This window comes from Novosphingobium sp. BAM6, assembly GCF_057784955.1.
Genome location: NZ_JBYNTR010000006.1, coordinates 17,692 through 42,372, shown reverse-complemented (window position 1 = coordinate 42,372; position 24,681 = coordinate 17,692). Strand labels below are relative to the sequence as shown.

The 24,681-nt window shown below is 65.1% G+C and carries 23 protein-coding genes and 2 pseudogenes; 11 read left to right on the top strand and 14 right to left on the bottom strand.

From position 1 onward, the window contains the following. Window positions 1–119 precede the first annotated feature (119 nt). The 4 genes and pseudogenes from AC3EC3_RS15295 to AC3EC3_RS15280 form a co-directional block, all read right to left on the bottom strand. Window positions 120–3,023, bottom strand: coding sequence for a M16 family metallopeptidase (locus AC3EC3_RS15295; RefSeq protein WP_488490461.1), 2,904 nt, complete (start codon window positions 3,021–3,023; stop codon window positions 120–122). 221 nt (window positions 3,024–3,244) lie between these two features. Beyond that, window positions 3,245–3,640 (bottom strand): annotated as a pseudogene (locus AC3EC3_RS15290) (transposase); the annotation flags it as partial. A 249-nt stretch (window positions 3,641–3,889) separates the two neighbouring features. Beyond that, a complete protein-coding gene (locus AC3EC3_RS15285) occupies window positions 3,890–4,660 on the bottom strand; it encodes an enoyl-CoA hydratase/isomerase family protein (RefSeq protein WP_488490460.1) in 771 nt (256 codons plus the stop codon). A 96-nt stretch (window positions 4,661–4,756) separates the two neighbouring features. Next, complete coding sequence (locus AC3EC3_RS15280) at window positions 4,757–5,653, bottom strand: LysR family transcriptional regulator (RefSeq protein ID WP_488490459.1); 897 nt, start codon at window positions 5,651–5,653, stop codon at window positions 4,757–4,759. A gap of 54 nt (window positions 5,654–5,707) precedes the next feature. Between AC3EC3_RS15280 and AC3EC3_RS15275 the strand changes: the two genes are divergently transcribed. From AC3EC3_RS15275 to AC3EC3_RS15250, 6 genes are all read left to right on the top strand, one after another. Next, window positions 5,708–5,941, top strand: coding sequence for a hypothetical protein (locus AC3EC3_RS15275; protein WP_488490458.1), 234 nt, complete (start codon window positions 5,708–5,710; stop codon window positions 5,939–5,941). Continuing rightward, complete coding sequence (locus tag AC3EC3_RS15270; RefSeq protein WP_488490457.1) at window positions 5,938–6,558, top strand: glutathione S-transferase family protein; 621 nt, start codon at window positions 5,938–5,940, stop codon at window positions 6,556–6,558. The genes AC3EC3_RS15275 and AC3EC3_RS15270 overlap by 4 nt, the downstream gene beginning before the upstream one ends. Window positions 6,559–6,585: 27 nt before the next feature. Beyond that, on the top strand, window positions 6,586–7,698 hold the full coding sequence (locus AC3EC3_RS15265) for an alkene reductase (protein WP_488490456.1): 1,113 nt from the start codon (window positions 6,586–6,588) through the stop codon (window positions 7,696–7,698). An 84-nt stretch (window positions 7,699–7,782) separates the two neighbouring features. Next, complete coding sequence (locus AC3EC3_RS15260; RefSeq protein ID WP_488490455.1) at window positions 7,783–8,457, top strand: peroxiredoxin-like family protein; 675 nt, start codon at window positions 7,783–7,785, stop codon at window positions 8,455–8,457. A gap of 66 nt (window positions 8,458–8,523) precedes the next feature. Then, entirely contained in the window at window positions 8,524–9,240 is a 717-nt protein-coding gene (locus AC3EC3_RS15255; RefSeq protein ID WP_488490454.1) for an SDR family oxidoreductase, read from the top strand. 54 nt (window positions 9,241–9,294) lie between these two features. After that, window positions 9,295–10,065, top strand: coding sequence for an alpha/beta fold hydrolase (locus tag AC3EC3_RS15250; protein ID WP_488490453.1), 771 nt, complete (start codon window positions 9,295–9,297; stop codon window positions 10,063–10,065). 527 nt (window positions 10,066–10,592) lie between these two features. Here the strand turns inward: AC3EC3_RS15250 and AC3EC3_RS15245 are convergent. From AC3EC3_RS15245 to AC3EC3_RS15225, 5 genes are all read right to left on the bottom strand, one after another. Beyond that, the gene (locus tag AC3EC3_RS15245) at window positions 10,593–12,161 is read right to left on the bottom strand and encodes an ArnT family glycosyltransferase (RefSeq protein WP_488490452.1); all 1,569 of its coding nucleotides are present in this window, start codon (window positions 12,159–12,161) and stop codon (window positions 10,593–10,595) included. Continuing rightward, complete coding sequence (locus tag AC3EC3_RS15240) at window positions 12,154–13,134, bottom strand: GlxA family transcriptional regulator (RefSeq protein WP_488490560.1); 981 nt, start codon at window positions 13,132–13,134, stop codon at window positions 12,154–12,156. Before AC3EC3_RS15240 ends, AC3EC3_RS15245 begins: the two co-directional genes overlap by 8 nt. A 217-nt stretch (window positions 13,135–13,351) precedes the next feature. Continuing rightward, the gene (locus AC3EC3_RS15235) at window positions 13,352–13,546 is read right to left on the bottom strand and encodes a hypothetical protein (RefSeq protein ID WP_488490451.1); all 195 of its coding nucleotides are present in this window, start codon (window positions 13,544–13,546) and stop codon (window positions 13,352–13,354) included. Window positions 13,547–13,618: 72 nt separating this feature from the next. Further along, a complete protein-coding gene (locus AC3EC3_RS15230; RefSeq protein WP_488490450.1) occupies window positions 13,619–13,987 on the bottom strand; it encodes a tyrosine-type recombinase/integrase in 369 nt (122 codons plus the stop codon). A 558-nt stretch (window positions 13,988–14,545) separates the two neighbouring features. Continuing rightward, window positions 14,546–15,556, bottom strand: a complete 1,011-nt coding sequence (locus AC3EC3_RS15225; protein ID WP_488490449.1) for a zinc-binding alcohol dehydrogenase family protein — start codon at window positions 15,554–15,556, stop codon at window positions 14,546–14,548. Between the two features lie 144 nt (window positions 15,557–15,700). On the opposite strand from AC3EC3_RS15225, the pseudogene AC3EC3_RS15220 reads away from it, so the two are divergent. Both AC3EC3_RS15220 and AC3EC3_RS15215 read left to right on the top strand, forming a co-directional pair. Further along, window positions 15,701–16,015: pseudogene (locus tag AC3EC3_RS15220) on the top strand (winged helix-turn-helix transcriptional regulator). 69 nt (window positions 16,016–16,084) lie between these two features. Then, window positions 16,085–16,975: a flavin reductase family protein gene (locus AC3EC3_RS15215; protein ID WP_488490448.1), complete on the top strand. Its 891-nt coding sequence runs from the start codon at window positions 16,085–16,087 to the stop codon at window positions 16,973–16,975. A 74-nt stretch (window positions 16,976–17,049) separates the two neighbouring features. Here the strand turns inward: AC3EC3_RS15215 and alkB are convergent, their stop codons facing one another. The 4 genes from alkB to AC3EC3_RS15195 all read right to left on the bottom strand — a co-directional run bounded on the left by alkB (window position 17,050) and on the right by AC3EC3_RS15195 (window position 20,338). Next, window positions 17,050–17,709: a DNA oxidative demethylase AlkB gene (alkB, locus tag AC3EC3_RS15210; protein ID WP_488490447.1), complete on the bottom strand. Its 660-nt coding sequence runs from the start codon at window positions 17,707–17,709 to the stop codon at window positions 17,050–17,052. After that, entirely contained in the window at window positions 17,696–18,361 is a 666-nt protein-coding gene (locus tag AC3EC3_RS15205) for a 2OG-Fe(II) oxygenase (protein WP_488490559.1), read from the bottom strand. Before AC3EC3_RS15205 ends, alkB begins: the two co-directional genes overlap by 14 nt. A gap of 23 nt (window positions 18,362–18,384) precedes the next feature. Then, complete coding sequence (gene ada, locus AC3EC3_RS15200) at window positions 18,385–19,455, bottom strand: bifunctional DNA-binding transcriptional regulator/O6-methylguanine-DNA methyltransferase Ada (protein WP_488490446.1); 1,071 nt, start codon at window positions 19,453–19,455, stop codon at window positions 18,385–18,387. 124 nt (window positions 19,456–19,579) lie between these two features. After that, complete coding sequence (locus AC3EC3_RS15195; RefSeq protein WP_488490445.1) at window positions 19,580–20,338, bottom strand: sulfite exporter TauE/SafE family protein; 759 nt, start codon at window positions 20,336–20,338, stop codon at window positions 19,580–19,582. Window positions 20,339–20,411: 73 nt separating this feature from the next. On the opposite strand from AC3EC3_RS15195, the gene AC3EC3_RS15190 reads away from it, so the two are divergent. After that, window positions 20,412–21,287, top strand: a complete 876-nt coding sequence (locus tag AC3EC3_RS15190; RefSeq protein ID WP_488490444.1) for a LysR family transcriptional regulator — start codon at window positions 20,412–20,414, stop codon at window positions 21,285–21,287. A gap of 64 nt (window positions 21,288–21,351) precedes the next feature. Here AC3EC3_RS15190 and AC3EC3_RS15185 read toward each other — a convergent pair whose 3' ends face one another. Then, on the bottom strand, window positions 21,352–22,248 hold the full coding sequence (locus AC3EC3_RS15185; RefSeq protein WP_488490443.1) for a LysR family transcriptional regulator: 897 nt from the start codon (window positions 22,246–22,248) through the stop codon (window positions 21,352–21,354). A gap of 77 nt (window positions 22,249–22,325) precedes the next feature. On the opposite strand from AC3EC3_RS15185, the gene AC3EC3_RS15180 reads away from it, so the two are divergent. Together AC3EC3_RS15180 and AC3EC3_RS15175 are read left to right on the top strand one after the other, a co-directional pair. Then, window positions 22,326–23,513, top strand: a complete 1,188-nt coding sequence (locus AC3EC3_RS15180; protein WP_488490442.1) for an MFS transporter — start codon at window positions 22,326–22,328, stop codon at window positions 23,511–23,513. Then, the gene (locus AC3EC3_RS15175; RefSeq protein WP_488490441.1) at window positions 23,510–24,673 is read left to right on the top strand and encodes an SGNH/GDSL hydrolase family protein; all 1,164 of its coding nucleotides are present in this window, start codon (window positions 23,510–23,512) and stop codon (window positions 24,671–24,673) included. Before AC3EC3_RS15180 ends, AC3EC3_RS15175 begins: the two co-directional genes overlap by 4 nt. The last annotated feature ends 8 nt before the right edge of the window (window positions 24,674–24,681 follow it).

The window sequence follows — 24,681 nt, the reverse complement described above, 5'->3', positions numbered from 1 at the left end:
TTACCGCTTTCGGTAATTTTTGCAAAGATCGAAAGCCCGATCGGCATATTCGATTACGTCGATCAGGCCCAGCGATTCCCCAGGCTGGCGGACACCGGGCGCTAAACCAGCGCCGTGCTTCATTTTTTCTTCGTCACGGCCTTGGGGTCAGGCAGCACTTCCAGCCGCCAGCTCTTGCCCTTGCCGAGATATTTGGCTGCCAGTGCCTGCATCGCCTGCGGGGTCGTCTGCGTATAATCGGGCAGAATCGTGCGCACGGCCGCGATCCGCTTGGGATCCCATGTTGCGCCCTCCAGCTGGTCCATGAAAAACGCCGTGCTCGAAGCGGCGCGCGTCACCTGCTGACGCAGCGGCTCGATCACCCGCGCGAGTTCATCCGCCGTCGGCGGATTGTCGATCAGGTTCTGGGCGATGTCGTCCGCCGTCTGGAAGAACAGCGGCACCTTGTCGGGCTCGATCTGTGCAACTGCCGTTATCGCCCCGCCTGCCTTCTCGTCGATCGGCCAGCTGGAGAACACATAGGGCGAATAGGCCGCGCCCAGCTTCTCGCGCATGGCGTCCATCAGGCGGTTGGAGAACAGCTGCGTGAGGATCTCCAGCTGGCGCGACTGCGCGATGTCGTCAGATCCGCCGCCGGTCGCCCACGAGATCACCGCCGCCGCCTGATCGGCATCGCCGTGGTGGCCGACGCGGATCGGCTGGGTCGAGGGCGAAGGCACGCCCACCGGCACGACGGCCTGCGCATCGGTGGTGGTACGCGGCTTCAGCGCGCCGAAAGTCTTGGTCAGCGCGGCAATAGCGGCGGCCTGATCGAAGTCGCCGTAGATCTGCACTTCGACCGGACCGCTGGCGAGCTGGCGGCTCCACACGCGCTGAAAATCGGCCATGTCGGTCTTGTCGATCTGCGCGGGCGTGGGCGTTGCATAGCGCAGGTCCTGCCCGTGCTGATAGTAATTCAGATCGCGGTTGAGAATGCCCTGCGGCGAGCTGGCGAAAGTATCGTACTGGATCTTCGCGGCGGCCTTTGCCCGCTCAAACGGGCCCTTGTCCCAGCGCGGCATGTCGAGCTTGGCGGCGAACAGATAGAGCTGATCGGCGAGGTCGGACGGGCGCGTCTCTGCCTGGAACTGGAACGAGCCGTCGTCGATATCGAAATCGAAGCCCAGCTTGCGTCCGGTGGAGATGCGGTCGAGGTCGTTCTGGTTCAGCGTCGCCTCGCCAGCGCCCACCAGCGCCATGTCGCCCAGCGCCAGATAGGTCGCATCCTTGGGCGCCACCGCGCCGTAGCCGCCACCGAAACGAACCTTCACCATGACCCGGCCCGGCTCTTCCTTGGCCGGCCAGAGCAGCGCCTTGACGCCGTTCGCGAAAGTCAGCTGCTGGATGCCGAGCAATCCGATAGGCGCCACCGCCGTCGGCGCTGCCGGCGCGCCAATGGCTGGCATGTTGGCGAAGGACACGGGCTTCATGTCCTCACGCACGCTTTCGTCCGGCTTTACCGGTGCCGCAAGCGCTGCGTGAAGCTGTGCATCGGTGGCAACGCCGGGTTTCTGCACCGTGAACATCGCGCGCGTCACCGTGCCGCTGAAGATCTGGCGCGTGTGCTCCAGGATGGCGTCCGGCGTGAACAGCGGCTTGGAGCTGCGGAAGATGTTCAGCACATCCTTGGGCGCGGCGACGGTCTCGTGAATATCGAGTGCGTTCACGAGATCGTCGGCCAGCTTGCCGCCGGGCAGGATCGCCTGCTGCTCAACCGGCACCTGGAACGAGACGTCGAGTTCGGCGACCTCGCGGTCGATCTCCTCCTGCGTCGGCGGACGGGTCATCGCATCGGCGATCACCGCGCGCACATCGTGCAGAGCGCCCTTCCAGTCGTCGCCCAGCGGCGTCACCGAGACGAAAGTGGAATTGGCCGACCGCGCGACATTCTCCTGATCGACCGAAGCGGTCAGGAAGCTCCCGCCTGCCCGCGCCCTGGTTTCCAGACGACGGTTGATGATCGCCTGCGCCAGCTGGTCGATCATCAGGCCCTGGTTGTACTTGATGGTATCGTTCACCTGATGCCAGGGTCGCAGCACGGCATACATCAGCGAAGGCGGCAGATCGGACTCGACCATCACCTTCGTCGCGCCCACAGGGTTCTTCGGATCGCTGCCCGCAGGCGCCACCGGCTCGCCGAAGCTGGGCTGCGACGTGACCTTGCCGGGCACCTGCCAGTCGCCGAACCACTTCTTCACATAGGCTTCCAGCGCGGGCACCGGCGCGTCGCCTGCAACGATCACCGTCACCGTCTGCGGGCGATACCAGCGCGTGTAGAAGGCCCGGACCGAGGCGGGCGTCGCCGCCTGCAAAGAGCCCAGCGTGCCGATCGGATCGCGGTCCGACAGCGGCTGGCCGTCATAGAGCGTCTTCTGCATCGCCTGCTGCACCCGCCGCGAGGCACCGCCGTTGTCGCGCATCTCGGAGAGCACGATCGGCAGGTCCTTCTTCAGGTCGAGCGCCGAAAGCGTGGGCGCCGTCACCATCCCCGATACCAGCTTGAACACGGTATCCAGCGAGGTCGGCGTCGCATTGGGCACGTCGAGCTTGAACACCGTCTGTGTCGTGGTCGTCTCGGCATTGGTATCGGTGCCGAACGAGGCGCCAAGCCGCTGGAACGTCGCGATCGCGGTGCCCTCAGGGATATACTTGGACTCCCGGAACAGCATGTGTTCGAGCAGGTGCGAATAACCGCGCTCGTCATCGGTCTCGTAGAGCGAACCCACGTCCACCCTGACGCGGATCGAGACTTGCCCCGGCGGCACCCCGTTGTGCCGCACGGCATAGCGCAGACCGTTTGACAGCTCACCGAAGTTCCAGTCCGGATCGGGCGGCACATCGCTGTTCTTGTAAAGCCAGGGCTTGGGCGCTGCAGCCGCGTTCACGGCGGGCGCAACCGTCTGCGCGAACACCGGAACCGCGGCGGTCTGGGACAGGAGAAGCAGGCAGGCGAACGAGCGGGCAGCGCGCGGGGTCGTTGTCATATGTCAGGGTATAGGGGGCCTCGGCATTAAGGGCCAGTGAATAGCGCCGCGCGCAAGTGCGCCGGGGCGACCCTGTCAAAGGGGCAAGGTTGACACAGTTGACAAGGTTCAGGGCAAAAGTGTCAACTTCCGGACGCAATCCACGGTTTCTCAGCACAAGCCTCTGATTTTTCTTGTCGCCACTGGCGTCTTTTGGACGGACCATGCTTGCGCCTCCACTATTCCCCGTCCCCAACCGCCTTGATGCCCGTGCTGTCGATCAGCAGGTGCAACGGCCCCGAACTGGGCTGAGAACTGGGCTGACAGGGGATCTCGACAAGCAGGGTCTTCTGCCTTCCGGTCAAGGTGCTGAAATCCGGCACCGGCCAATCAAGCCCGACCATCTCGAGAAGACTGATGACCATGCCGGTGGTCTTGCGCGAGGGAAGCTTGAACACCCCCTTCAGCGTCAGGCATGCCTGGATCGCGGCGTCCGAGAAGACGGGCTGGCGCCCGCGCTTGCCGGTGGGCGCGGACAGCCACTGCATCCCGGGATCAAACCAGACCTGAAGTGCCAGCGCTGCGTTGCAGGCCTTCCAGTTCGTCATGCGGTAGCATGCGCGAGGCGGTTTGCTCACCCGCCCATTAACCGACCGGATTCAGGAACGGAATCCTGCCGTCATTTGCGCAACAAAGCCTATCGCAGAGCCAAAAATCACTCAAATTTGTCGATGTGCACTGCGATGGGGATGTAAGACAAAGTGCGAGACAATCGCCCGAAAAAACCACCTAAGTTAGTGATTTTACAAAGGTGGTGAATGGTGCAGTCCAGCGGCAACCAGTCTCCTGCAAAAATTCCCTAGGTGTTTATTCCGCAGGGGAATGGATCAGGTGACGGCGCCCATCGAGCGGGCGACTTGCGCGGCGCTGATGCCTTCGAGAGCGAGGCCGTAGCCCGTGCCTTCGTCGATGAGCCGGCGCAAGCGCTGGGTCAGGGCGATGCGGGTATAGCGGCTGGTCAGCGGCGGCAGCGCGGCAAGGCTGTCGGCGATCTCGTGTGCCCGGGCGAGCAGGCCGTTCGCGGGGATGATCTCGTTCACCACGCCCCAGTCCTTTGCGGTTTGTGCGTCCAGTTCCTGGCGCGTCAACAGGAAGTAGCGGCCGCGGATAGAGCCGATCACCTCGGGCCAGAGCAGATGCACGCCGTCGCCCGGAACGATGCCGAACTCGAAATGGGGCTTGTCCTGGAACACCGTCTCGGGCGTTGCGAGGATAACGTCGGTCAGCAGCGCATATTCGCTGTGCAGGCGCACCGGGCCGTTCAGCGCGGTGATCATCGGCACCTCGATGTCGAGGATGTTCGAGAGCACCTTGCGCCCTTCGCGCAGGATCTTGTCGTAACCGGTCGGACTGAAGAAATCGAAGCCTTCGGGGCTGATCGTGTCCATGAAGGCATCGCCGCTGCCGGTGAGGATCACGACGCGGTTGTCGCGATCCTCACCAATGGCGTGGAACAGGTCGACGAATTCCTCGTGGGCATGGCCGTCGAAGATCAGCTTGCCGCCATGGCTGTGCAGCGCGACTTCGAGGACGCCGTTGTCCTTTCGGGTGAGCCGGGCATGGGGAAAGGCATCGCGATAGGTTTCGAAGCGGGACATGGGAAACTCCTGGGTTGCGGCCGCACCGATCGGTCGGCGTGCCACCCAGCTAGCCCATCCCCACGCGCCCCGGACGACGCGGCAAAGCGATAGCGCTTATACTTGCGGGGAATGCCCCGTGGCCATCGCCTGCTGCACGAAATCGGCAAAGGCGCGTGCCTTGGCGCTGGCCATGCGGCCGGTTGGGAACACCGCCCAGAGATCAAGCAGGGGAAGCGACCAGTCCTGGAGCAGGCGCACCACCGCGCCGCTTTCCAGCTCCGGCGTGAACATCCAGTCCGAGGCGATGGTCAGCCCCATGTCCGCCAGCACCGCCGCGCGCAGACCTTCCGCGGCGCTAAGGCGGACCTTGCCGCTGACGGATACCGAGACTTCCGCGCCCCCGCGCGTGAAGCTCCAGCTGTTGGAAAGCTGGCTGTAAACGACGGTCTCATGTTCGGCGAGCTGCGCGGGGCTGGTGGGCGTTCCTGCGCGCGCGAGATAGCCCGGCGTCGCCAGTACCGAGCGCGTGCCCGTCGCCAGCTTGCGCGCGACGGCCGAGGAATCGGGCAGCGCTCCCATTCGCAGCGAGACGTCCACCCCTTCCGCGACAAGATCGATCACACGATCATCGAGAATCACATCGACGGCAAGGTCCGGGTGCATGGCGAGGAAGCGCGGCAGCAGCGGCACGATATGAATGCGCGCGAAGGTGGTCGCGGCGGAAACGCGCAAGGTTCCGGCAAGCCCCGACCCTGCGCCGCGCGCGGCAAGATCGGCCTCGTCCGCTTCGGCTATGGCCGCTCGGGCCCGCTCGTAGAAGCGCACGCCGGCTTCGGTCGGCGTCAGGCCGTGGGTAGAGCGGATCAGCAGGCTGACCTGCAAGCGGTCCTCCAGCGCGGCGATGGTCTTGGACACGGCGGGCTGGCCGACATTAAGCTGGCGCGCGGCGGCGGAGAACGAGCCGGTGTCCACCACGCGCACGAAGGTCGTCATCGCCTGAAAGCGATCCACTGCAGCACTCCCATTCCTACTTGGAATGAAGCTTATTACCCCGGCACGGCTGCCATGTCCAGCAGGACGGAGGCAATTGTGCTGCACCGCTTCGGACTGCCCGGAGCGGTTTCCACGCACGGGGCCGCTGCCATGCTCGCCTGCCTTTCCCGCCTCCACCGCATTCCGTCGCTGTTCGATGGCCTGATGGTGTTCCTCGACACGGGCAATGCCGCGGGCGCGCTGATGGTGGCCGCCGCTCCCGTTCTCCAGCGCTTCCACGCTGCCCGCAAAGGACACCGCCCATGATCGACGTCTATGCTTTCGCCACGCCCAACAGCGTCAAAGTTCCCATCGCGCTCGAGGAGCTTGGCCTCGGTTACACGCTGCACCCCGTCAACGTTCGCAAGGGCGAGCAAAAGGCCGAGACCTTCGTCGCGCTCAACGCCAATGGTAAGGTGCCGGTCCTGGTCGAGGACAGCTTCGTGCTTACCGAAAGCGCCGCGATTCTCGTCCATCTGGCCGAGACGACCGGAAAACTGATCCCAAGCGATCCGCAAGGCCGCGCCCGCGTGTTCGAGCAGTTGTTCTTCCACGCCTCCGCCCTGAGCCCCGCCTTCGGGCAGGCCGGCTTCTTCCTGCGCTTCGCCCCAGAGCCGCAGCCGATCGCGATCGAGCGCTTCTCCAGCGAAGCCCGCCGCACGCTGGGCCTGCTCGACGCGGTTCTGGAACAGCGCGCGTTCGTGGCAGGCGATAGCTTCAGCATCGCCGACATCGCACATTTCGGATGGCTGTGGCGCCGCGCCTTCCCCGGCATCGACTTCGACCAGAGCCCGAATGTGGCTCGCTGGTACGCCGAAATCGAGATGCGCCCTGCCGTGCAGCGCGCCATCGCCCGCCTCGAAGCCCTCGTTCCGCAGGATTGAGCCTGCGCCCTTCCCAGGAGACTTCCCATGCCGAAACTGTTCACGCCCTTCCATGCGGGCGCGCTGGAGCTCGGCCATCGTGTCGTGATGGCTCCGCTGACCCGTATGCGCTCCGCCCCCGGCGATCTGCCGAGCGACCTCATGGTCGACTACTACACCCAACGCGCGAGTGAAGGCGGGCTGATCGTCTCGGAAGCGACGCCGGTAATGCGTGAGGGCTATGGCTATGCCGGCGCGCCCGGTATCTATGACGATGCGCAGATCGCTGGCTGGCGCCGGGTAACGGATGCCGTCCATGCGAAGGGCGGGCGGATCGTCATGCAGCTGTGGCACGTGGGCCGACAGTCGCACGTCTCGTTGCAGCCAGGCGGCCTTGCCCCAGTCGCGCCCTCTGCCATCCGGGCCGATGGACATGCCTATGGTCCCGACGGCGAGGTGCCGTTCTCGATGCCGCGTGCGCTCGACCGGGACGAGATCCCCGACATCGTAGCCCGTTTCGGCGAAGGCGCGGCCCGCGCCAGGGCAGCCGGGTTCGATGGCGTGGAAATCCACGGCGCCAATGGCTACCTGCCCGACCAGTTCCTGCAGGACGGCACCAACCACCGTACCGACGACTATGGCGGCCCCATCGAGAACCGCGCGCGCTTCCTCCTCGAAGTGACACAAGCCGCGATCGACGCGTTCGGAACGGAGCGCGTAGGCGTGCGGCTCAGCCCCAGCGGCAGCTACGGCGCGATGCACGACAGCAACCCGGCCGCGACCTTCGGCTATACCGCAAGCCGGCTCGATGCCCTGGGCATCGCCTATCTCCATGTCGTCGAACCGCGCATCCGGGGCACCGAGCTGATCGCTAAGGCCGAGCCGGTTGCCGCAAGGCACCTTCGCGCGGCGTTCGGCGGCACGATCATCGCGGCAGGCGGCTTCGATGGCGCCAGTGCCGAGGCGATCCTGGCGACGGGCGATGCCGATGCCGTCGCCTTCGGCCGCGCATTCATCGCCAATCCCGACCTGCCCGCAAGGCTGCGCGAGGGCGCGCCGCTCAACGCCTACGACCGCGCCACCTTCTACGGCGGCGATGCTCGTGGATACACCGACTATCCGTTCCATCGGCAAGTGCTCGAACATTCCCCTGCGGAATGACGCCTAGTCCACCGGCGCGGCTGCCGATGCCGCACGCGGTGGCGCAATCCTTCTCGTACCACTTCAACAGGAAAGACCCCAACCATGACCCTTCAAGCCAAGCTCGATGCCTTCAAGGCCGATTTCGAAGCCGGTAAGCCGCCCTACAACGTGCCGCCCGCAGTCATCACGACGATGCACCGCGCCACCGCCGAACTGATCGCCTCGGGCGCCGCGACCCGCGCGCTCAAGGCGGGCGACAAGGCCCCGGCCTTCACGCTCAGCGATCCCGAGGGCAACCCGGTCTCTTCTGCCGCGCTTCTGGCGAAGGGCCCGCTGGTCGTCAGCTTCTATCGCGGGGTGTGGTGCCCCTACTGCAACATGGAACTGCAGGCGCTGGAAGCCGCGTCGCCCGCCTTCGCCGAACTGGGCGCCAGCGTCGTCGCGATCTCGCCGCAGACCGCGCCCAACAGCCGCAAGTCGATGCGCCAGAACGAACTCTCGTTCCCGATCCTGTCGGACACGCACAACGATGTCGCCGCCAGCTTCGGCCTGCGCTTCGAGCTGCCCGACTATCTGATCGAACTCTACAAGGGCCTGAAGAACGATCTGCCCAGCTTCAACGGCGATCCCAGCTGGACCCTGCCGATGCCAGCGCGCTTCGTGATCGGGCAGGACGGCACGATCCTCTATGCCGAGGTCAACCCCGACTACACCCGCCGCCCCGAGCCCGAGGACATGCTCCCCGCGCTGCGCAAGGCGAGCACCATCACGGCCTGAGCCCGCGACCTTTTGCCCCGGACGCGCCCGCATCCGGGGCATTCCTCCCCGATCAGGAGACAGCGCATGTCCCGCACCTTCCTAGTCACCGGCGCCAGCAAGGGCATCGGCCTTGCCCTCTCGCACCGCCTCGCCGATGCCGGGCATCATGTCGTAGGCATCGCGCGCCACGCCATGGACGTCTTTCCCGGCACGCTCGTCCGTCTCGACCTTGGCAATACGGAGGCCACGAACAACGCTCTGCGTGATCTGGCGGCCGTCCATGCCTTCGATGGCGTGGTCAACAATGTCGGCCTCGTCCTGCCACAGACGCTGGGTGAAGTGGAGCTTTCCGCGCTGGACGACGTGCTGCGCGTCCATCTGCACCCGGCGGTGCAGGCCGTGCAGACGCTGCTGCCTGGCATGCGTGAGCGGAGGTGGGGCCGCGTGGTCAACGTGTCCAGCCTGACCGTGCTCGGCGCGCCCGAGCGCACCGCCTATGCGGCAGCCAAGGCCGCGCTCGTCAGCTTCACCCGCAGCTGGGCGCTCGAACTGGCGACGAGCGGCATCACCGTCAACGCCGTCGCCCCGGGGCCGACCGAGACCGAGTTGTTCCGCGCCAACAACCAACCCGGCTCGCCCGGAGAGAAGCGCTACCTCGCCGGTGTCCCTATGGGGCGCTTCGGCACGCCCGACGAGATCGCTGCCGGCATCGCCTTCCTGATGAGCGAAGAGGCCGCGTTTATCACCGGGCAGACCCTGTTCGTCGATGGCGGGGCCTCCATCGGCAAGGCGCTGTGGTGAACACAGCGGCGTAGGTCCGCTCCCTCACTCACCCTCGAAACCACGAGATTACCCATGATCGACAGACGCACGTTTTCCGCTACCCTCGCAGCAGGCTCGCTTGGTGCGCGGACCTCAAGCGCCGTGCAGGCATCACCCACTGCAGCCACAGGAGCCCGCAACGTTGTGCTCGTACACGGCCTCTTCGCGGATGGCTCTTGCTGGAGCGAGGTAATCGCCCGGCTCCAGGCGGCGGGCCTCAATGCCACCGCCGTGCAGAACCCGCTGACCGATTTGCCGTCTGCGATAGCGGCGGCAAGGCGCATTCTCGACCGGCAGGACGGGCCGACCGTGTTCGTAGGCCGCTCCTTCTCGGGTGTCCTCGTGTCCGAACTGGGCGAGCATCTCAAAGTGTCCGCGCTGGTCTATGTCGCCGCGCGTGCTCCCGACGCCGGTGAGGACTACGCCGCGCTGGCCAAGTGCTTCCCCACGCCGCCCGCCTCCGACGGCATCGTGTTCGATGGCGATGAGGGACGGCTCAGCGAAGACGCATTCCTGCGTGATTTCGCCGGCGACATCCCCTCCGCCCGCGCCCGCGTACTCTATGCCGTCCAGCAGCCGTTCGACAAAACCTTGACCGCGGCGCGCACCACGCGTGCCGCCTGGCGGGCGCGACCTTCCTTCTATGCCGTGTCCAAGCAAGACCGCACGATCAACCCGGACCTTGAGCGTTTCATGGCCAGGCGCATGGGCGCGGGGACGATCGAAGTGGATGCCTCTCACCTCTCGATGATCTCGCACCCCGACGAGATCGCGAAGCTGATCCTGCGAGCAGCGGCGGCATGAGGACCGGCGGGGGCAGGCTGGGTGAGTTTTCCGGTGCTTGCCCCGCTCTCAGGCTTAGAACTTCTCCTCGACGATCCGTTCACTCAGCGCCCATAGCGCCTCGGCGCGCTGCGAGTAGCGGGCATAGGGGCGAACACCGCCAAGGCCCTCGCCGTCGGTTATGCAAGCACTTCCCAGTTCAGCCGGGAATACGCCCGCCCATTCGGCACGCCGCCCTCACGCGACTTTTTCGCGCAGACTCGCCATGTTTAACGGCGCGGCGGAACGCGGAATCAACAGTCGTGCCCGGACACCGGCGAGCCGAGCCTTTTTCGAAATGACAGCTGTCGGCTGAAGCAGCCATAGGAACTGCCTTCATGAATGGCGCGTTTGTCCCAGGCCCGGCGCTCCGTCCAAGCAGAACTGCCCCGTCCCGGTCGTTCCGGTCGAACTCCAACGTCCCGGATTACGCAAACTCAGCAATAAGGCACCGATTAAGCGCCAGCGGCATTTCGTATCCTTGAGCAAACCGCATTTCCATTCGAGCTTCACGTTCCCCATTTTTTCAGCGAGGGCCAAAGCTTGGGCAGCTCGGAGTTCAGGCCACGGCAGACGAATATGTCGAAATGCTCATCGCGCCGTGACAACGGCGTGCCGGCCCGTCCTGCGACGATGACCTCCCGAAAATGCTCCCGGTCGCCCGAGCCGTCGCTGCCCAGCACGATAACGCTCGAGCCGGTGTAGCCGCGAGGCCCCCACAGCCAGTAGCTGACATTGTTGCTGATGGCGCGCGGCAGACCATATTTCGGGCCATAGAAATCAATAGCCCCGGCTTCGCTATAATCGTTTGCGAAGATTGCCGTGGTCTTCCGTTCCTTGGACGGCAGACCGTGGTAGATGCGCGCGGTCTCTGCCACCATCTCCTTCCAGCCTAGCTCTGCAGAAAATTGCAGAGGCAATGGACCGGTCTCTGCCCTCTCGAATACAACCGGTCGGAAACCGCCGAAGGCACGCTGATAGGCGATGAAATTCTCGATCGAGAGTATCGGTAGCACGAACGGCGCGAGAGCGAGGCCCGAGATCAGGACCGCACCTGCATAGGCACCGCGCAACCATTGCCGGTTACTGCTCCATTTCTCGAAGGCCACGCCCCCGGCCGCGAACAGCATCGGATAGGCGGGTGTGACGTAATAGTTCTTCGCCTTAAGAATGAGCAGGACGAGAAAAATCGTCAGGAACGCCCAGCCGAGGAAACGAACGGGCCGGGCGTCCTTGGCGAGGAACAGCCATGCGAGCCCGCCCAGCCAAAGCGGCGCCGATAGCGGGTTCATGATCATGATCTGATCCGCAACGAAGGCGAGCGGCGGACGCATGAGTTGCATGGCCGTGCCACGGGTGTTGTGTTCGAATTCCAGGAACGGGAAATGATGCGCGATCAGCCAGACCAGATTCGGCAGAAGGGCCAGCGTTCCAGCGGCTACGCCGCCGACCAGCCACCAGCTCTTGAACAGTCGACGATGCGGCGTGAGCACCAGCCCCACGGCAAGCCCCGCCATGGGAAGGAGCATGGTATATTTGTTTTCCATGCCGATGCCGCAGACCAGCCCGATCGCGAGCCAAAGCCTTGGCTCCTGCGTCCTGGCCATTCGCATCGTGAGCCAGACCGCCGCCATCCACAGCAGCGGCTCAAAGGCGTTCATGGTCAGCCAATGATGGAGCATCAGGTAGATCGGGGCGCAAGCCACGGCCAGGGCGGCGACGCTTTGGGCGAAGGTTCCGCCGCCCATTTCCCGGGTGATCCTGCCCGTGAGCCATACGAGCAAGCCTCCCGCTATCGCCGGCAGGAAGCGCAGGCTGAAGAGCGAAGTCCCGAACAGATGGACGGCACCCCATGTGACGACAGCGATGAGGGGCGGAAAGTCCACATAGCCCGCCTGCAGATGCTGGGCACAGGCCAGATAATAGAGTTCGTCGCTGAAGATCCCGTAGCGCCCGGCGGTAGCAAACTGCAGCGCAAACTTGGCGACGGCGAGGAGGAGAACGACATCGACGCGGGGTAGATCGCCCAGAACACCGCTCTTGTCCACCGCCACACGCAGGCTTGACGGTTCAGGCATCTTCGTTCCCCCGAAAGGTAGAAAATCGACGGCGATATTCGGTTGGCGCCACACCGAATTTTCGCGCGAAGGCGCGTGTGAAGGCGTCCGTACTGGCGAAGCCGACCGCATGGGCAATCTGCTCGATCGGCGCTGATGCCTCACCGAGGCGCGCACGGGCCGCGTCGAGACGGAGAGTTTCGATATGCTGGGCGGGGGGTGCGCCGAAAGCCTCTGCGAAGCGCCGACTGAACTGTCTGGAACTCAGATTGACCCGTGCGGCGAGGCTTTCCACGGACAGACGCTCGTGCAAGTTCGCCGCGATCCAGTCTCCCAGGCCATCGAAATGCCCGACCGCCCGTGTCTGGAAGCGCAGCGGCTCGGAATATTGCTGCTGTCCGCCGGAGCGCCTGACATAGACGACCAGATCGCGGGCCACGGCAACCGCCAGTCCTGCTCCATAATCGGCTTCAATCAAAGCCAGCGTCAGATCGATCCCCGCCGTGACGCCGGCTGCGGTGTAGATTTGCCCCTGCTCGATGAAGAGCGAATCCGGTTCGACCCTGATATTCGGAAACCGGGTGGCGACATCGGCAGCAAATTTCCAATGCGTGGTTGCTCGGAGGCCATCGAGCAGGCCGGTCGGCGCCAATCCGTAGATGCCGGTGCATATCGAGACGATCCGGCGCGCCTTGCTCGCCTGCGACAGGATGGCTGCGGCAACGGCCTCGGCCATGCCAGGTATACGCAGGCCCATTCCCCCCGGAATCATCAACGTGTCGATGTCCTCAATCTCGTCCAGGCGAGCATCCGACATGAGGCGAAGCCCGGTCTCGCTTTTGATCATGCCGCCATCGAGACTGGCCACAACGATGTCATAGGCCTCTTGTCGGAGAGCATTTGCCGAAGCCAACGCGTCGAGCGGCGCGGTCGCATCAAGGGTCTGTACCCCATCGTAAACGAGAATGACGACTTTCTTCGTAGACCTGAGCATTGGGAACCAGCCTTTCGAGGCTACGGAAATACCCGACCATCGATGATGGCTGCCATGACATCCATCCGACAATTTCGGACATAAGCCGGGCATATGCCCCCCGTTCGGATGATCCGTCCGCTACCTGCGAGGCGCCCTTCCAAGCCTCATGAAAGGAACGGCAGCTATGCCATGATAATCGTTCAAACTGCCTTGGCAGCTTTACTCCCAGCCTTGCCTATAAGCGGATGCCGCGCTTTGCCATTTCGGCCTGTGCGATGCCGGACAGCGGCGAACTGGACCTTACGAAGATATCGGCCAGATCGAGCAGATCCTCATCGCCCAGCGCCTGGATGGACGCCTTGATCTCAGCCAGTTGCTTGATCGCGCGCGAGGCGGGCGTGGCGCGCCACTTTGTCCGGGTTCTGTCCATGGGAGTGCGTATCACGCGTTCACGCCCTGCACCATCACGGCTTCCTCCAGGCCCCGACAACCCTGGTCGCCTCTAATCATCCATCACGTACGTGGCCCATGCCTCGAGCATGCGGCGACGGGGCGAGAGGTAGAGCGCCGCATTGTACGCGCCGCGCACCTCGTCGCGCTCGACATGGGCAAGCGCCATCTCGATCCAGTCGAAGCGATAGTGCTCCGCCTCATTGGCCCAGGTCGAGGCGAGACTGCGGAAGCCATGGACCGTCTGGCGGCCACGATAGCCCATGCGGTAGCAGGCATAGATCATGGTGTTCTGCGAGAGCGGCTGCTGCGGCTTGTCACCGGCGAAGACGAAGCGGCGATTGCTGAACTGCCGGACCTCCCTCAGCAGCGCCACCACCGGCGCGCTGAGCGGCACCAGATGATCGCGCGCCATCTTCATGCGCGTGGCGGGGCCCTACTCGCCACTTCCGCGATCGACAGTATCTCAGGACTTCTGTCTGTGTTTTCCAGCAGCAGCCTCTTGGCAGGCATGCTGATTGCCCCCACGGCCATTTTGGGTGCATTTACCAGGCAGCGGCACCGAGCAAAGCGATTGCAAGGGATCGCCCGACAACAGCGATGCTCACAGCCATGAGTGGGGGATAGCCCATGGCTGCCCCCCCCAAAAAAAATAAAATACAAAAAAACCGCCTTCGGATTGTCCGAGGCGGCGTGTGTGTATTCAGTTGGTTGCGGGGGCACGCAACCATCTCAACTTGCTCTTCCGTGCGGCGGCCTAACGATGGCGTCGGATCGCAAGCCGTGCTCCACCATCGCCCTTCTATTGCCGATTCCGAACTTGGCGAGCGGATCGATCGATCGCTATCCAAACTCAGCCACCTCAACCCTGGCGCCCAACGCCTGGCCAGGCGGAGCCACAGAAGTCATGGCGGGTCACGATCACGATCGAGGCATCCGCCAATAACGTCTCCATCACCGTGATGGCAGCGCGTTCAGGTCAGAAACCTTCGATGACGATCTTCCCCTTGGCTGCGCCGCTTTCAATCAGCGCATGCACCCGCTTCAGATTAGCGGCATTGATCGGCGAGAAACGCTCGCTCAGCGTCGTGCGGATCCTGCCCTCGTCGACCAGTCCGGCCATGGCGTTCAGGATCTTGCCCTGCTCGGCCATATCCGCCGTTTCGTAAAGCGAGCGGGTGAACATCAGTTCGAGATGAATCGAGACGGCCTTGCGCTTGAACAGCATGAGGTCGAACCCCTCGTCGTCGATCAGGCCGAAACGGCCTTGCGGCGCGATCAGTTCGGCAATGTCCGGGGCATGGTGGTGGCTGTGCGTCGTGGAGAACACGAAGGCCGGGGCGCCTGTGCCGAGTTCCGCGATCTGGGCCGCCATCGGCCTCGAATGGTCGATGACATGATGCGCGCCGAGCGCGCGCGCCCACTCCTGTGTTTCCGGCCGTGAGGCCGTGGCGATGACGGTCAGGCCGGTGCGCTGGCGTGCGATCTGGATGGCGATCGAACCCACGCCGCCCGCGCCGCCGACGATCAGCAGCACCGGCGCAGCGCCGGGCACGGGGCGGGTCACGTCGAGGCGGTCGAACAAAGCCTCCCAGGCGGTCAGCGTAGTGAGCGGCAGCGCCGCCGCCTCCCCCCAGTCCAGCGAGGCCGGCTTGCGCCCGACGATCCTCTCGTCGACCAGATGGAATTCGGCATTGGTTCCGGGCCGTGCGATCGAACCGGCGTAGAACACCTCGTCGCCAGGCTGGAACAGCGTCACCTCGGAGCCGACCGCGCTGACGATACCCGCCGCGTCCCAGCCCAAAACCTTCCAGTCGTCACCCTGCGGTGCCGTGCTCGCGCGGACCTTGTAGTCGACGGGATTCACCGAGACGGCCTTGATCTCGACAAGGAGGTCGCGTCCGGTCGGGACAGGCCGGGGCAGTTCGATGTCGACGAGCGAAGTGGCGGCGGCGATCGGCCCGGGCGTCTTGTATCCGATGGCTTTCATGATGTGTCTCCGGCTTGATGCCAGCACATCTAATGCGTACACTCAGATCACGTAATAGGCACAAGATTCTGCCATAGTGTCGTAAAGGATACTACCTTGGGAAAGCCCCGCCATTCCAGCTTCGCCTGCGCGCCCGGCTGTGCCGTGGAAGCCGCGATCAGCCTGATCGACGGCAAATGGAAAGGCGTGATTCTCTTCCATCTCCTGGAAGGAACCTGCCGCTTCAACGCGCTACGTCGTAATATTCCCGGCGCGACGCAGCGGACGCTGACCAACCAGTAGCGCGAACTGGAAGCCGATGGCCTCATCATCCGCAAGATCTACGCCGAGGTCCCTCCCAAAGTGGAATACAGCATCTCCGATCTCGGGCGCAGCCTGACGCCGGTGCTTCAGGCCCTCAAGCAATGGGGCGGCGCCAATATTGAGCTTTTTGCCAAGCCTTCCACGATAGCTGCCTGAAGCAGGCCTTCGCCGCAAACCCGGTCGACAAGCTCGCGATGGCGCGCTTCGACCGATAACGTATTCCTTATGGCCGCCATGATGGCCGACGTCACGCCACAGGCGGCTTACACGCCGGAAGACATGGCCGCCGACGGCGAGATCCTTGAGCTTGAGCGCGCGCCTGCCCTTGCCCGCCAGATCCAATTCCAGCGCAAGAAGCGGAGTTCGCGATTCCTTGACAGGCCTCATGAACGGGGTCGTTGCCAATCAAGGAATTGCCCCATGATCCCGCCGCACGTCACGATCGAGCCCTCGATCCTCTATCTCGGAACGCCCGTCGTCCTCATCAGCACGCTCAATGAGGACGGCACGGCCAATCTGGCGCCCATGTCGTCAGCCTGGTGGCTTGGCTGGCGCTGCATGCTGGGCCTCCAGACCGCGTCGCAGACTCCGCAGAACATGATGCGCACCGGCGAGTGCGTGCTGAATCTGACGACGGTGGAGCAGGTCGACGCGGTGAACAGGCTGGCCCGCCTGACGGGCACCGCGGATATTCCGGACCTCAAGCAGCGGCTCGGCTACAGGCATGAATCGCGCAAGTTCGAGGTGGCCGGCCTGACCCCGATCCCGTCCGATACGGTCGCCGCTCCGCGCGTCTTGGAGTGCCCGATCCAGTTGGAAGCCGTGCTGGCCGATCGCCATGACATGATGGCAGACGATCCCCAGGTCGCCGGGCTGATCTCGGCCTTCGAGGTCCGCATCACGCGGGTCCACGTTCACCCGGACCTGATCATGGATGGCCACCCGAACCGGATCGACCCGGACAAGTGGCAGCCGCTGATCATGAACTTCCAGAAACTCTATGGTGTGTCCAACGTGGAAGCGGCAGCGTCCCGCCTGGCCGAGATCGACGAGGCCAAATATCGTATGCCCGACGTCGATCGCGCCCGGGAAGAGGTTCTGGCCGCAACCGCCTGAACCAAGTTTTGCCAGAGATCGCCCCCCCGCGCCATCACAGCCAGATAGCGCGGGGGGAGGGCCGGAGAAAAACATCATCGGGCCAGCCTGAAGGTCAGATTGTACCGCAACCCTCCCGCCGGGCTGTCACCTCCCCGCAGCGTATCGACGCCGTGAAACATCAGGCGGGCGGGGCCACCCCATACGACGACATCGCCATGAAACAGCCGGACGCGCATGGGCTTCTGCGCCCGGTTCGCGCCGCCCCACAGGAAGTTCGCGGACAGGCCCAGCGACACCGAGACGATCGGCGCCCCAAAATCGCTTTCGTTGCGATCCTGATGGAGAGAGAGCCGCGATCCCGGTTCATAGCGATTCATCAGGCAGGAATCGGGCTCGAAGCCGGGATAGCCGGCGATCTCGGCTGCCCGCCCGGCGACCGACCGGAAGCACTCCGGCATCGCAGGCCAGGGCCGGCCTGTCGCCGGGTCGATAGGGGCGTAGCGATATCCCCGCCGGTCCGTCACCCAGCCGAGGCTGCCGCAGTTCGTCATCGCGACCGACATCGGCCATCCCCCCGGCGTGATCATCTTTCTGAACGGCGCGCCGGCCTCGATGCGGCGGATCTCCGAGAGAAGGTCGTCCGCCTCCGGAGTGGCGAAACCGCCAAGCAGCATCGCGCCCGGCTGCAACGGCATGGCAGCGCGGTGGTCCCCGAACAGGTCGGCTGGAACCATGTGATCAGCTTGCGTCATGGAAAATGATCCCGAGCGTGTGACGACGCCCCGATCGCAGCGCGCTGACGCCGTGCCGCAGCATGACCCGATAATCGCCTTTGGCACCGCGATGGGGCCGGCTGTTCACAGCGAACACGACTGCGTCGCCCTTCGTGAGCGGCACGACCGCCGGGCGCGACTGCATGCGCGGCCTCTGCTCGGTGAGCACGAATTCTCCGCCCGCGAAATCCTGATTCGGCTCGGACAGGAGGATCGCCACCTGAAGCGGAAACACATGCTCGCCGTAGAGATCTTGGTGGAGACAGTTATAGTCGCCCGGACCGTATTGGAGCAGCAGCGGCGTCGGACGCCGCTGCCCCGCCGCATGGCACCGCTCCAGGAATTCCGCGTGGGTCGCAGGGAAGCGCACATCGATCCCCATGCGCTCGTGCCAACCGTTCGCGACAGGCGCGAGCCGGGGGTAGAGATCCGTCCGAAGCCTCTGCACGAGGTCCGGCAAGGGGTAGGAAAAATAGCGATACTCGCCCCTTCCAAAGCCATGCCGCGCCATCACGACATGGCTGCGGAACGCTGCTGTATCGCCGTACATGCCGGCGACGCCGTCACACTGCCCATCCGTCAGGAGCCTGGGCAGCAACGCCCAGCCCTGACGGTCGAGGTCGTGTCCCATGGCGGCCCAGTCGACAGCCGCGATCACTTGGCCTGCTCCTTGGCCAGCAACTCGCGCTTGCGCTCCACACCCCAGGCATAGCCAGAAAGCGCGCCGTCGCTGCGCACCACGCGGTGGCAAGGAATGGCGACCGCCAGCCTGTTGGCGGCGCAGGCGCCCGCCACCGCGCGCGTTGCCGTCGGCGCTCCGATCCGCTCGGCAATGTCGGTATATGACGCGATGCTGCCGACGGGGATGTCGCGCAGGGCCTGCCAAACCCGCTGCTGGAAGGCGGTGCCGCGCACATCGAGAGGAAGGTCAAGGCCGGTCTGCGGCGCCTCTACGAGCCCGACCACGCGGGCGACGACTGCCTTATACCCGGCGTCGGCACCGATCAGGGTCGCGTTCGGGAAGCGATCCTGAAGATCGCGGGCCAGCCTGTCGGGATCATCGCCGAGAAGGATCGCCGCGATGCCCCTGGCGCTCGATGCCACCAGGATCGCGCCCAAGGTGGTCTCACCGATCGCGAAGCGGATCTCTTCCGCGACTCCGCCCTTGCGCAGCTTCGACGGCGTCATGCCGAGCATCGCGTTGGAGGCCTCGTAGAAGCGACCGCTCGAACTGAAACCAGCATCGTAGATCGCGTCCGTCACGCTGCCGCCCGCGGCCAGCGCCTCCCGGACGCGCCGCGCACGCCAGGCGTCCGCATAGGCCTTTGGGGTCAGGCCCGTCTGCGCCTTGAAGATCCGGTGGAAGTAGCCTGGGCTCAATCCGAGTGCCTCGGCGAGATCGGCAAGGGACGGCGCCGCCTCGCTTCCCTCGATCAGCCGGCACGCGCGGGTGGCGATGTCCGCATGGAGAATTTCGGCGGGTGGTTCGTCAGGCTTGCATCGCCTGCACGGCCTGAACCCTGTCCGCTGCGCGCTGTCGAGCGTGTCGTGGATCGTCACGTTCCTGGGGTTGCAGCCACGGGACGGGCAGGACGGTCGGCAGTAGATGCCGGTCGTGTTCACGCTGTACCAGAATGCGCCGTCGGCGGTCTTGTCGCGGGCCACGATCCGTGCCCAGCGCGGGTCGGAGAGCGTCGCCTCGGCTTGGCTGTCGCGAATGTCCATGGAATGCGTCCTTAAGCGTCTATACCACAGAGTTATCTCCCCAATGGCAACCGGACACTCCGCTCCTTGCTCTCTAATCGAATCCCGTTCTCTCTCGAACTGATCGCCACGACCGTAGCGCGCTTCAGTTCGCCAGCAGATAGGCCTTGGCAAAGAAATGCGCGGTCACCACGAAAGTCAGGAGCAGCGTGACGAACCGGACCATTCTCTCCGGCAGATGCCGCCCTGCCCAGGCCCCCAGGATTCCGCCCAACAACGCGCCTGCCCCCAGCAGCAGAGCCGCCTGCCATGCGACCGACCGGGCAGCCACGAAAACCAGCACGGCGGCACTGTTGGCGGCTGTCACCATCAGCGTGCGCGGCCCCTGCAGCGCGGCCATATCGACCTCATCCAGCAGCCCCCACACGGCCAGCATCATCAACCCGACCGCCCCGCCGAAATAGCCGCCGTACATGCCCAGCACGCATTGCAGAGCAAGCACGCCCCCCTTCCCGACCCGAACATGGCGCCTGAGCCACGGTCCGACCTGCCGTCCGAAGGCCATCGCCAGGCTCGCGAGAAGGAGCAGCCAGGGCAGCACATGGTCGAACACCGTCCCCGGCGTAAGCAACAGCAACAGCGCCCCCGCCAAGCCTCCGAGCAAGGTCGCAACCAACGCCGGCCGCAAGGGCACTCCGCAGACATCGCCAAGCCTGTCGCGATAGACATAGACGCTGGACGCGCCGCCAGGCCAGAGCGCCACAGTACTCGTTGCATTCGCCATGACCGAAGGCATACCGCCGGCGATCAGCGCAGGAAGGGTTACGAAGCTCCCGCCTCCGGCCATGGCGTTCATCGCTCCGCCGACTATGCCGGTACCGAACAAGAGATAGCCGGGGTCCATGCCCCAGACATGGCTCAGGCGATCAGACTGGACAATGCGGATGATTTGATGGCAGCCTTCGCCTGAAACGAAGATGCATATCGACCTGACCGACCTGCGCCTTTTCGCCAACACCGTCGAGCAAGGCTCGATCACCGCTGGCGCGCGCGTGTCGAACCTCGCGCTTGCCTCGGCCAGCGCGCGGATTTCGGCCATGGAGCAAAGACTTGGCGTCGCTTTGCTCGAACGGGAAAGGCGCGGCGTCCGGCCCACAGCCGCCGGGCGCAGGCTGCTCGACCATGCCAGAGCCATCCTCGCCCGCAGCGATCTGTTGCGCGATGATCTGAGCGCCTATGCCGGAGGCCTGCGCGGTACGGTCAGGTTGCTGGCGAACAGCGCGGCGATGATCGAGTTGGTGCCCTCGGCGCTGCGTCGGTTTCTGGCCACGCATCCCGCTATCGACATTGCATTGGAGGAGCGGACCAGCACCGACATCGCACTGATGCTGGCCGAGGGGCGCGGCGATCTGGGCATTGCGGCCAGCACCGCCGATCTCTCGGCGCTCGATACAAGGGTTCTCGCAGAGGACAGGCTCGTCGCGATCCTGCCCGAGCGACATCCGCGCGCAGCAACAGATGCGATTGCCTTCGCCGATCTGCTCGGTGACAGTTTCGTCGGCCTCGCTCACGGCGCGCTTCACGATCATCTGCGTGCGCAGGCGGCACGCCTGGGCAGGCAGATGGACTTCCGCGTCCGCGTTGCCGGCTTCGACAATGTGCTCGCCCTGGTCGCGGCCGGCGCAGGCGTTGCCGTGGCGCCAGAGGTCGCGGCACGGCGCTGGCCGAAGGAATCCTGTGCGATCGTGCCGCTGGCCGATCCCTGGGCTCGACGCCAGCTTGTCGTTTGCGCGCAATCCCTGGATGCGCTGAACCGGCGCTCGCGCCTGTTGCTGGATGCGCTGCTGGGATAGCCGGTGACCACCCGAGGACATGCATCCACCCTGCATCAATGTCTTGGCGTCCCTCGACGGGCAGCTATCGGATACCGCGATCGACCCGGCCATGATCCGTCAGGTAATCGAGAAAGACGCGCACCCGCGCAGGAAGCTGGGCGGAACGGCCGACATAGACCACGTGGAAGGGTTCGCTGCTGCCCGCATCATCGCCTATGGCAAGCGGGATCAGGCGCCCTGCGGCGATATCCGGCCTTATGGTGAAACCCGCAAGGCGCGCTGGCGCGACGCCAGCGAGCGCGAGGCGGCGGATACCTTCACCATCACTGACACGGATGCGCTCGGGTGCGCCCCCATGCGGCACCAGCCAATCATCGATGCTGCGGCTGTAGGCGAAGCCGAGGCGGTCATGAGCGAGCAGACTGGCCATCGTAACGGGGGCGCCGTGACGGGCGATCCAGGCCGGTGCCGCGACCGGCACCAACGGCGTCTCGCCGAGCGAGCGGGCCGTCAGTGACGATGACGGCAAGGCGCCAGCACGGATCGCAACGTCGCTGCCCTCCTTGACCAGATCGGCCACCGCGTCGGTCTGGATGATGTCGATGGCGATGTCGGGGTAACTCGCGAGGAAATCCGGAAGGATGTCGGCGAGCACATGCGCCACATAGCTCGCCGAGCTGTTGACGCGGATGCGCCCGGCGGGAAGCGCCGCGCCTGCCGCCTCGCGCTCGGCGGCCTCGATCTCCGCCAGGATCGCCACGGCGCGGGCGTGAAACAGCGCCCCCTCGGGGGTCAGCGCAATGTGCCGGGTAGATCGGCGTAGCAGCTTCGTGCCGAGCCGCGCCTCCAGCCGACTGATAAGCTTGCTCACCGCCGAGGAAGACAGGCCGACAAGGCGGGCGGCGGGCGCGAAGCCGCCGGCCTCCACCACGCGCACGAAGATGGCCATCTCACCGGCCCGGTTCGGTTCCTGACGCATTACCAATCTTCATTTCATCAATGCTTTTCCTGATCACTCTCTAATTCATTATTTGTGGCTCTGCCATATCCGCGGCCATGAGCACTCAATTTCCTACACTCCCGCTCGCGCTGCTGGCGCTAACGGTCGGCGCTTTCGGCATCGGCGTGACCGAGTTCATGCCCATGGGGCTACTGATTCCGATCGGCACCGATCTGCATGTGTCGACCAGCGCCGCGGGGTTGCTGATCTCGGGTTACGCCCTCGGCGTGGTCATTGGCGCACCGATCCTGACCGTCGCCACCGCGCGCTGGCCGCACAAGTGGGTTTTGCTGGCGATGATGGCGATTTTCACCATCGGCAACGCCGCCTGCGCGCTGGCCCCGAGCTACGCGCTGATGATGGCGGCGCGCATCATCACGGGCTTCGCGCATGGCACCTTCTTCGGCGTGGGCTCGGTCGTGGCGACGCGCCTCGTAACTCCAAAGCGGCGTGCGTCGGCGATCGCGATCATGTTCACCGGCCTCACCGTCGCCAACGTGCTGGGTGTGCCGATGGGCACGTGGATCGGGCTGCATGTCGGCTGGCGCGCGACGTTCTGGGCGGTCACTCTGGTCGGAGCGCTGGCCTTGGCAGTGATCGGGAGGGCGGTTCCTCTCGACGGGTACGACGACGCACCGAACAACTGGCGCGCCGACGTGGCCGCCCTGTCTCGCCGCCCCGTCCTGCTCGGGCTGGCCACGACGGTTCTGGGTTATGCCGGTGTCTTCGCGATCTTCACCTACATCGCGCCGCTGCTCATCCACCTCTCGGGCTATGGCGAGGCGAGCATCTCACCGATCCTGCTGCTGTTCGGCGCCGGGCTGGTGGTGGGCAACATGGCGGGCGGTCGCTGGGCCGACCGGGCGCTGGTGCCGGCGATCTTCGCGACGCTCCTGCTTCTGCTGGTTGTCATGCTCGTCGCTGGCCCCCTCCTTTCCGGCAAGGTCGGCGCCCTCACCATGGTCACGGCGCTGGGCTTCGCGGCTTTCTCGACCGTGGCGCCGCTCCAGAGCTGGGTGTTGCGCAATGCCGATGGTGCCGGCGAGAGCCTCGCCTCGAGCCTCAACATCGCCGCCTTCAACCTTGGCAATGCGATCGGTGCGTGGGCGGGTGGTGTCGCGCTCGACCGCCTGGGCCTCGGGGCTATCAGTTGGGTCGCGGCGATCTTTCCCGCCGCCGCGCTCGTCCTGGCGCTGTTTGCAACGCGGACACCCGCCGTCGCCAGGCCGGAGCGGATCGCATGACCCGCTGGGTGCCCGCCTGGACGGCCAGCCCCCAGCCGGTCTGGTCGAGCGACTTCTTTTTCTCGGCCGATCTCCCGACCGACCTTGCCGACGCGACGATCCGGCAAGTCGTGCGACTGGGCTATGGCGGAGCCAGAGTCCGTCTGCTGCTGAGCAATCGTTATGGAACGAGCGCCGTCCATCTGGCTGGCGTCAGCATCGCACGGACGCTGGGTGGCGCGCTGATCGATCCAAGCAGTGGGCGATCGCTGTCCTTCGCCGGGAAGCCCGAGGTCGATATCCCACCCGGCGCGATCATCGCAAGCGATGCCGTCGACCTCTCCGTCGTGGCGGGAGAAAATTGGGCGATATCGATCCACCTTCGCCACCCGCCCGACATCGGCGACTTCCACTGGGATGGGCGCCGCACCGGCTATATCCTTGCTGGCGATCAATGCACCACCGCTGCCCCTCTGGTGCGCTCGACCACCGAGCGGCGTCTGTTCCTCGCCGCCATTCTGGTCGAGGCGGCCGCCCCGGCATCGGCGGTGGTGCTGTTCGGCGATTCGATCACCGATGGTGCCGGCGCCCGCGTCAATGCGGAGGAGCGCTGGCCCGACTTTCTGGCGATGCGGGCTGCACCACAGCAAATTGCGATCGCCAATGCCGGAATATCCGGCGCGCGCCTGCTCGGCGACCGGATGGGTGCCAATGCGCTGGCGCGGTTCGATCATGACGTGATCGCCCAGCCCGGCGTCCGCGCCGTCATCGTCCTGCTCGGCATCAATGACATCGCCTGGCCCGGCACGGTGTTCGCACCGGACGAACCGGCGATGACGCTCGACCGCATGGTGACCGGCTATCGCGCACTGATCGAGCGGGCGCGGGCGGCCAATCTGCGCGTGATCGGCGCTACCCTGACGCCCTTTGCCGAGGCGCTGCCGGATACGCCGATGGCCGGCACTTATTGGAGCCCAGCGAAGGATGCGCTGCGCCGGCAAGTCAACGACTGGATACGAAGCGCCAGCGTCTTCGATGCGATCCTCGATGTCGACCGGCTGCTCGAGGATCCCGACCGTCCCGGCCACTTGCTGCCGCGCTTCGACAGCGGCGACCACCTCCACCCCGGCGGCGAGGGCCATCGCGCCATGGCCGAGGCCGTCGATCTGGCCCATCTCTGAAAAGGACA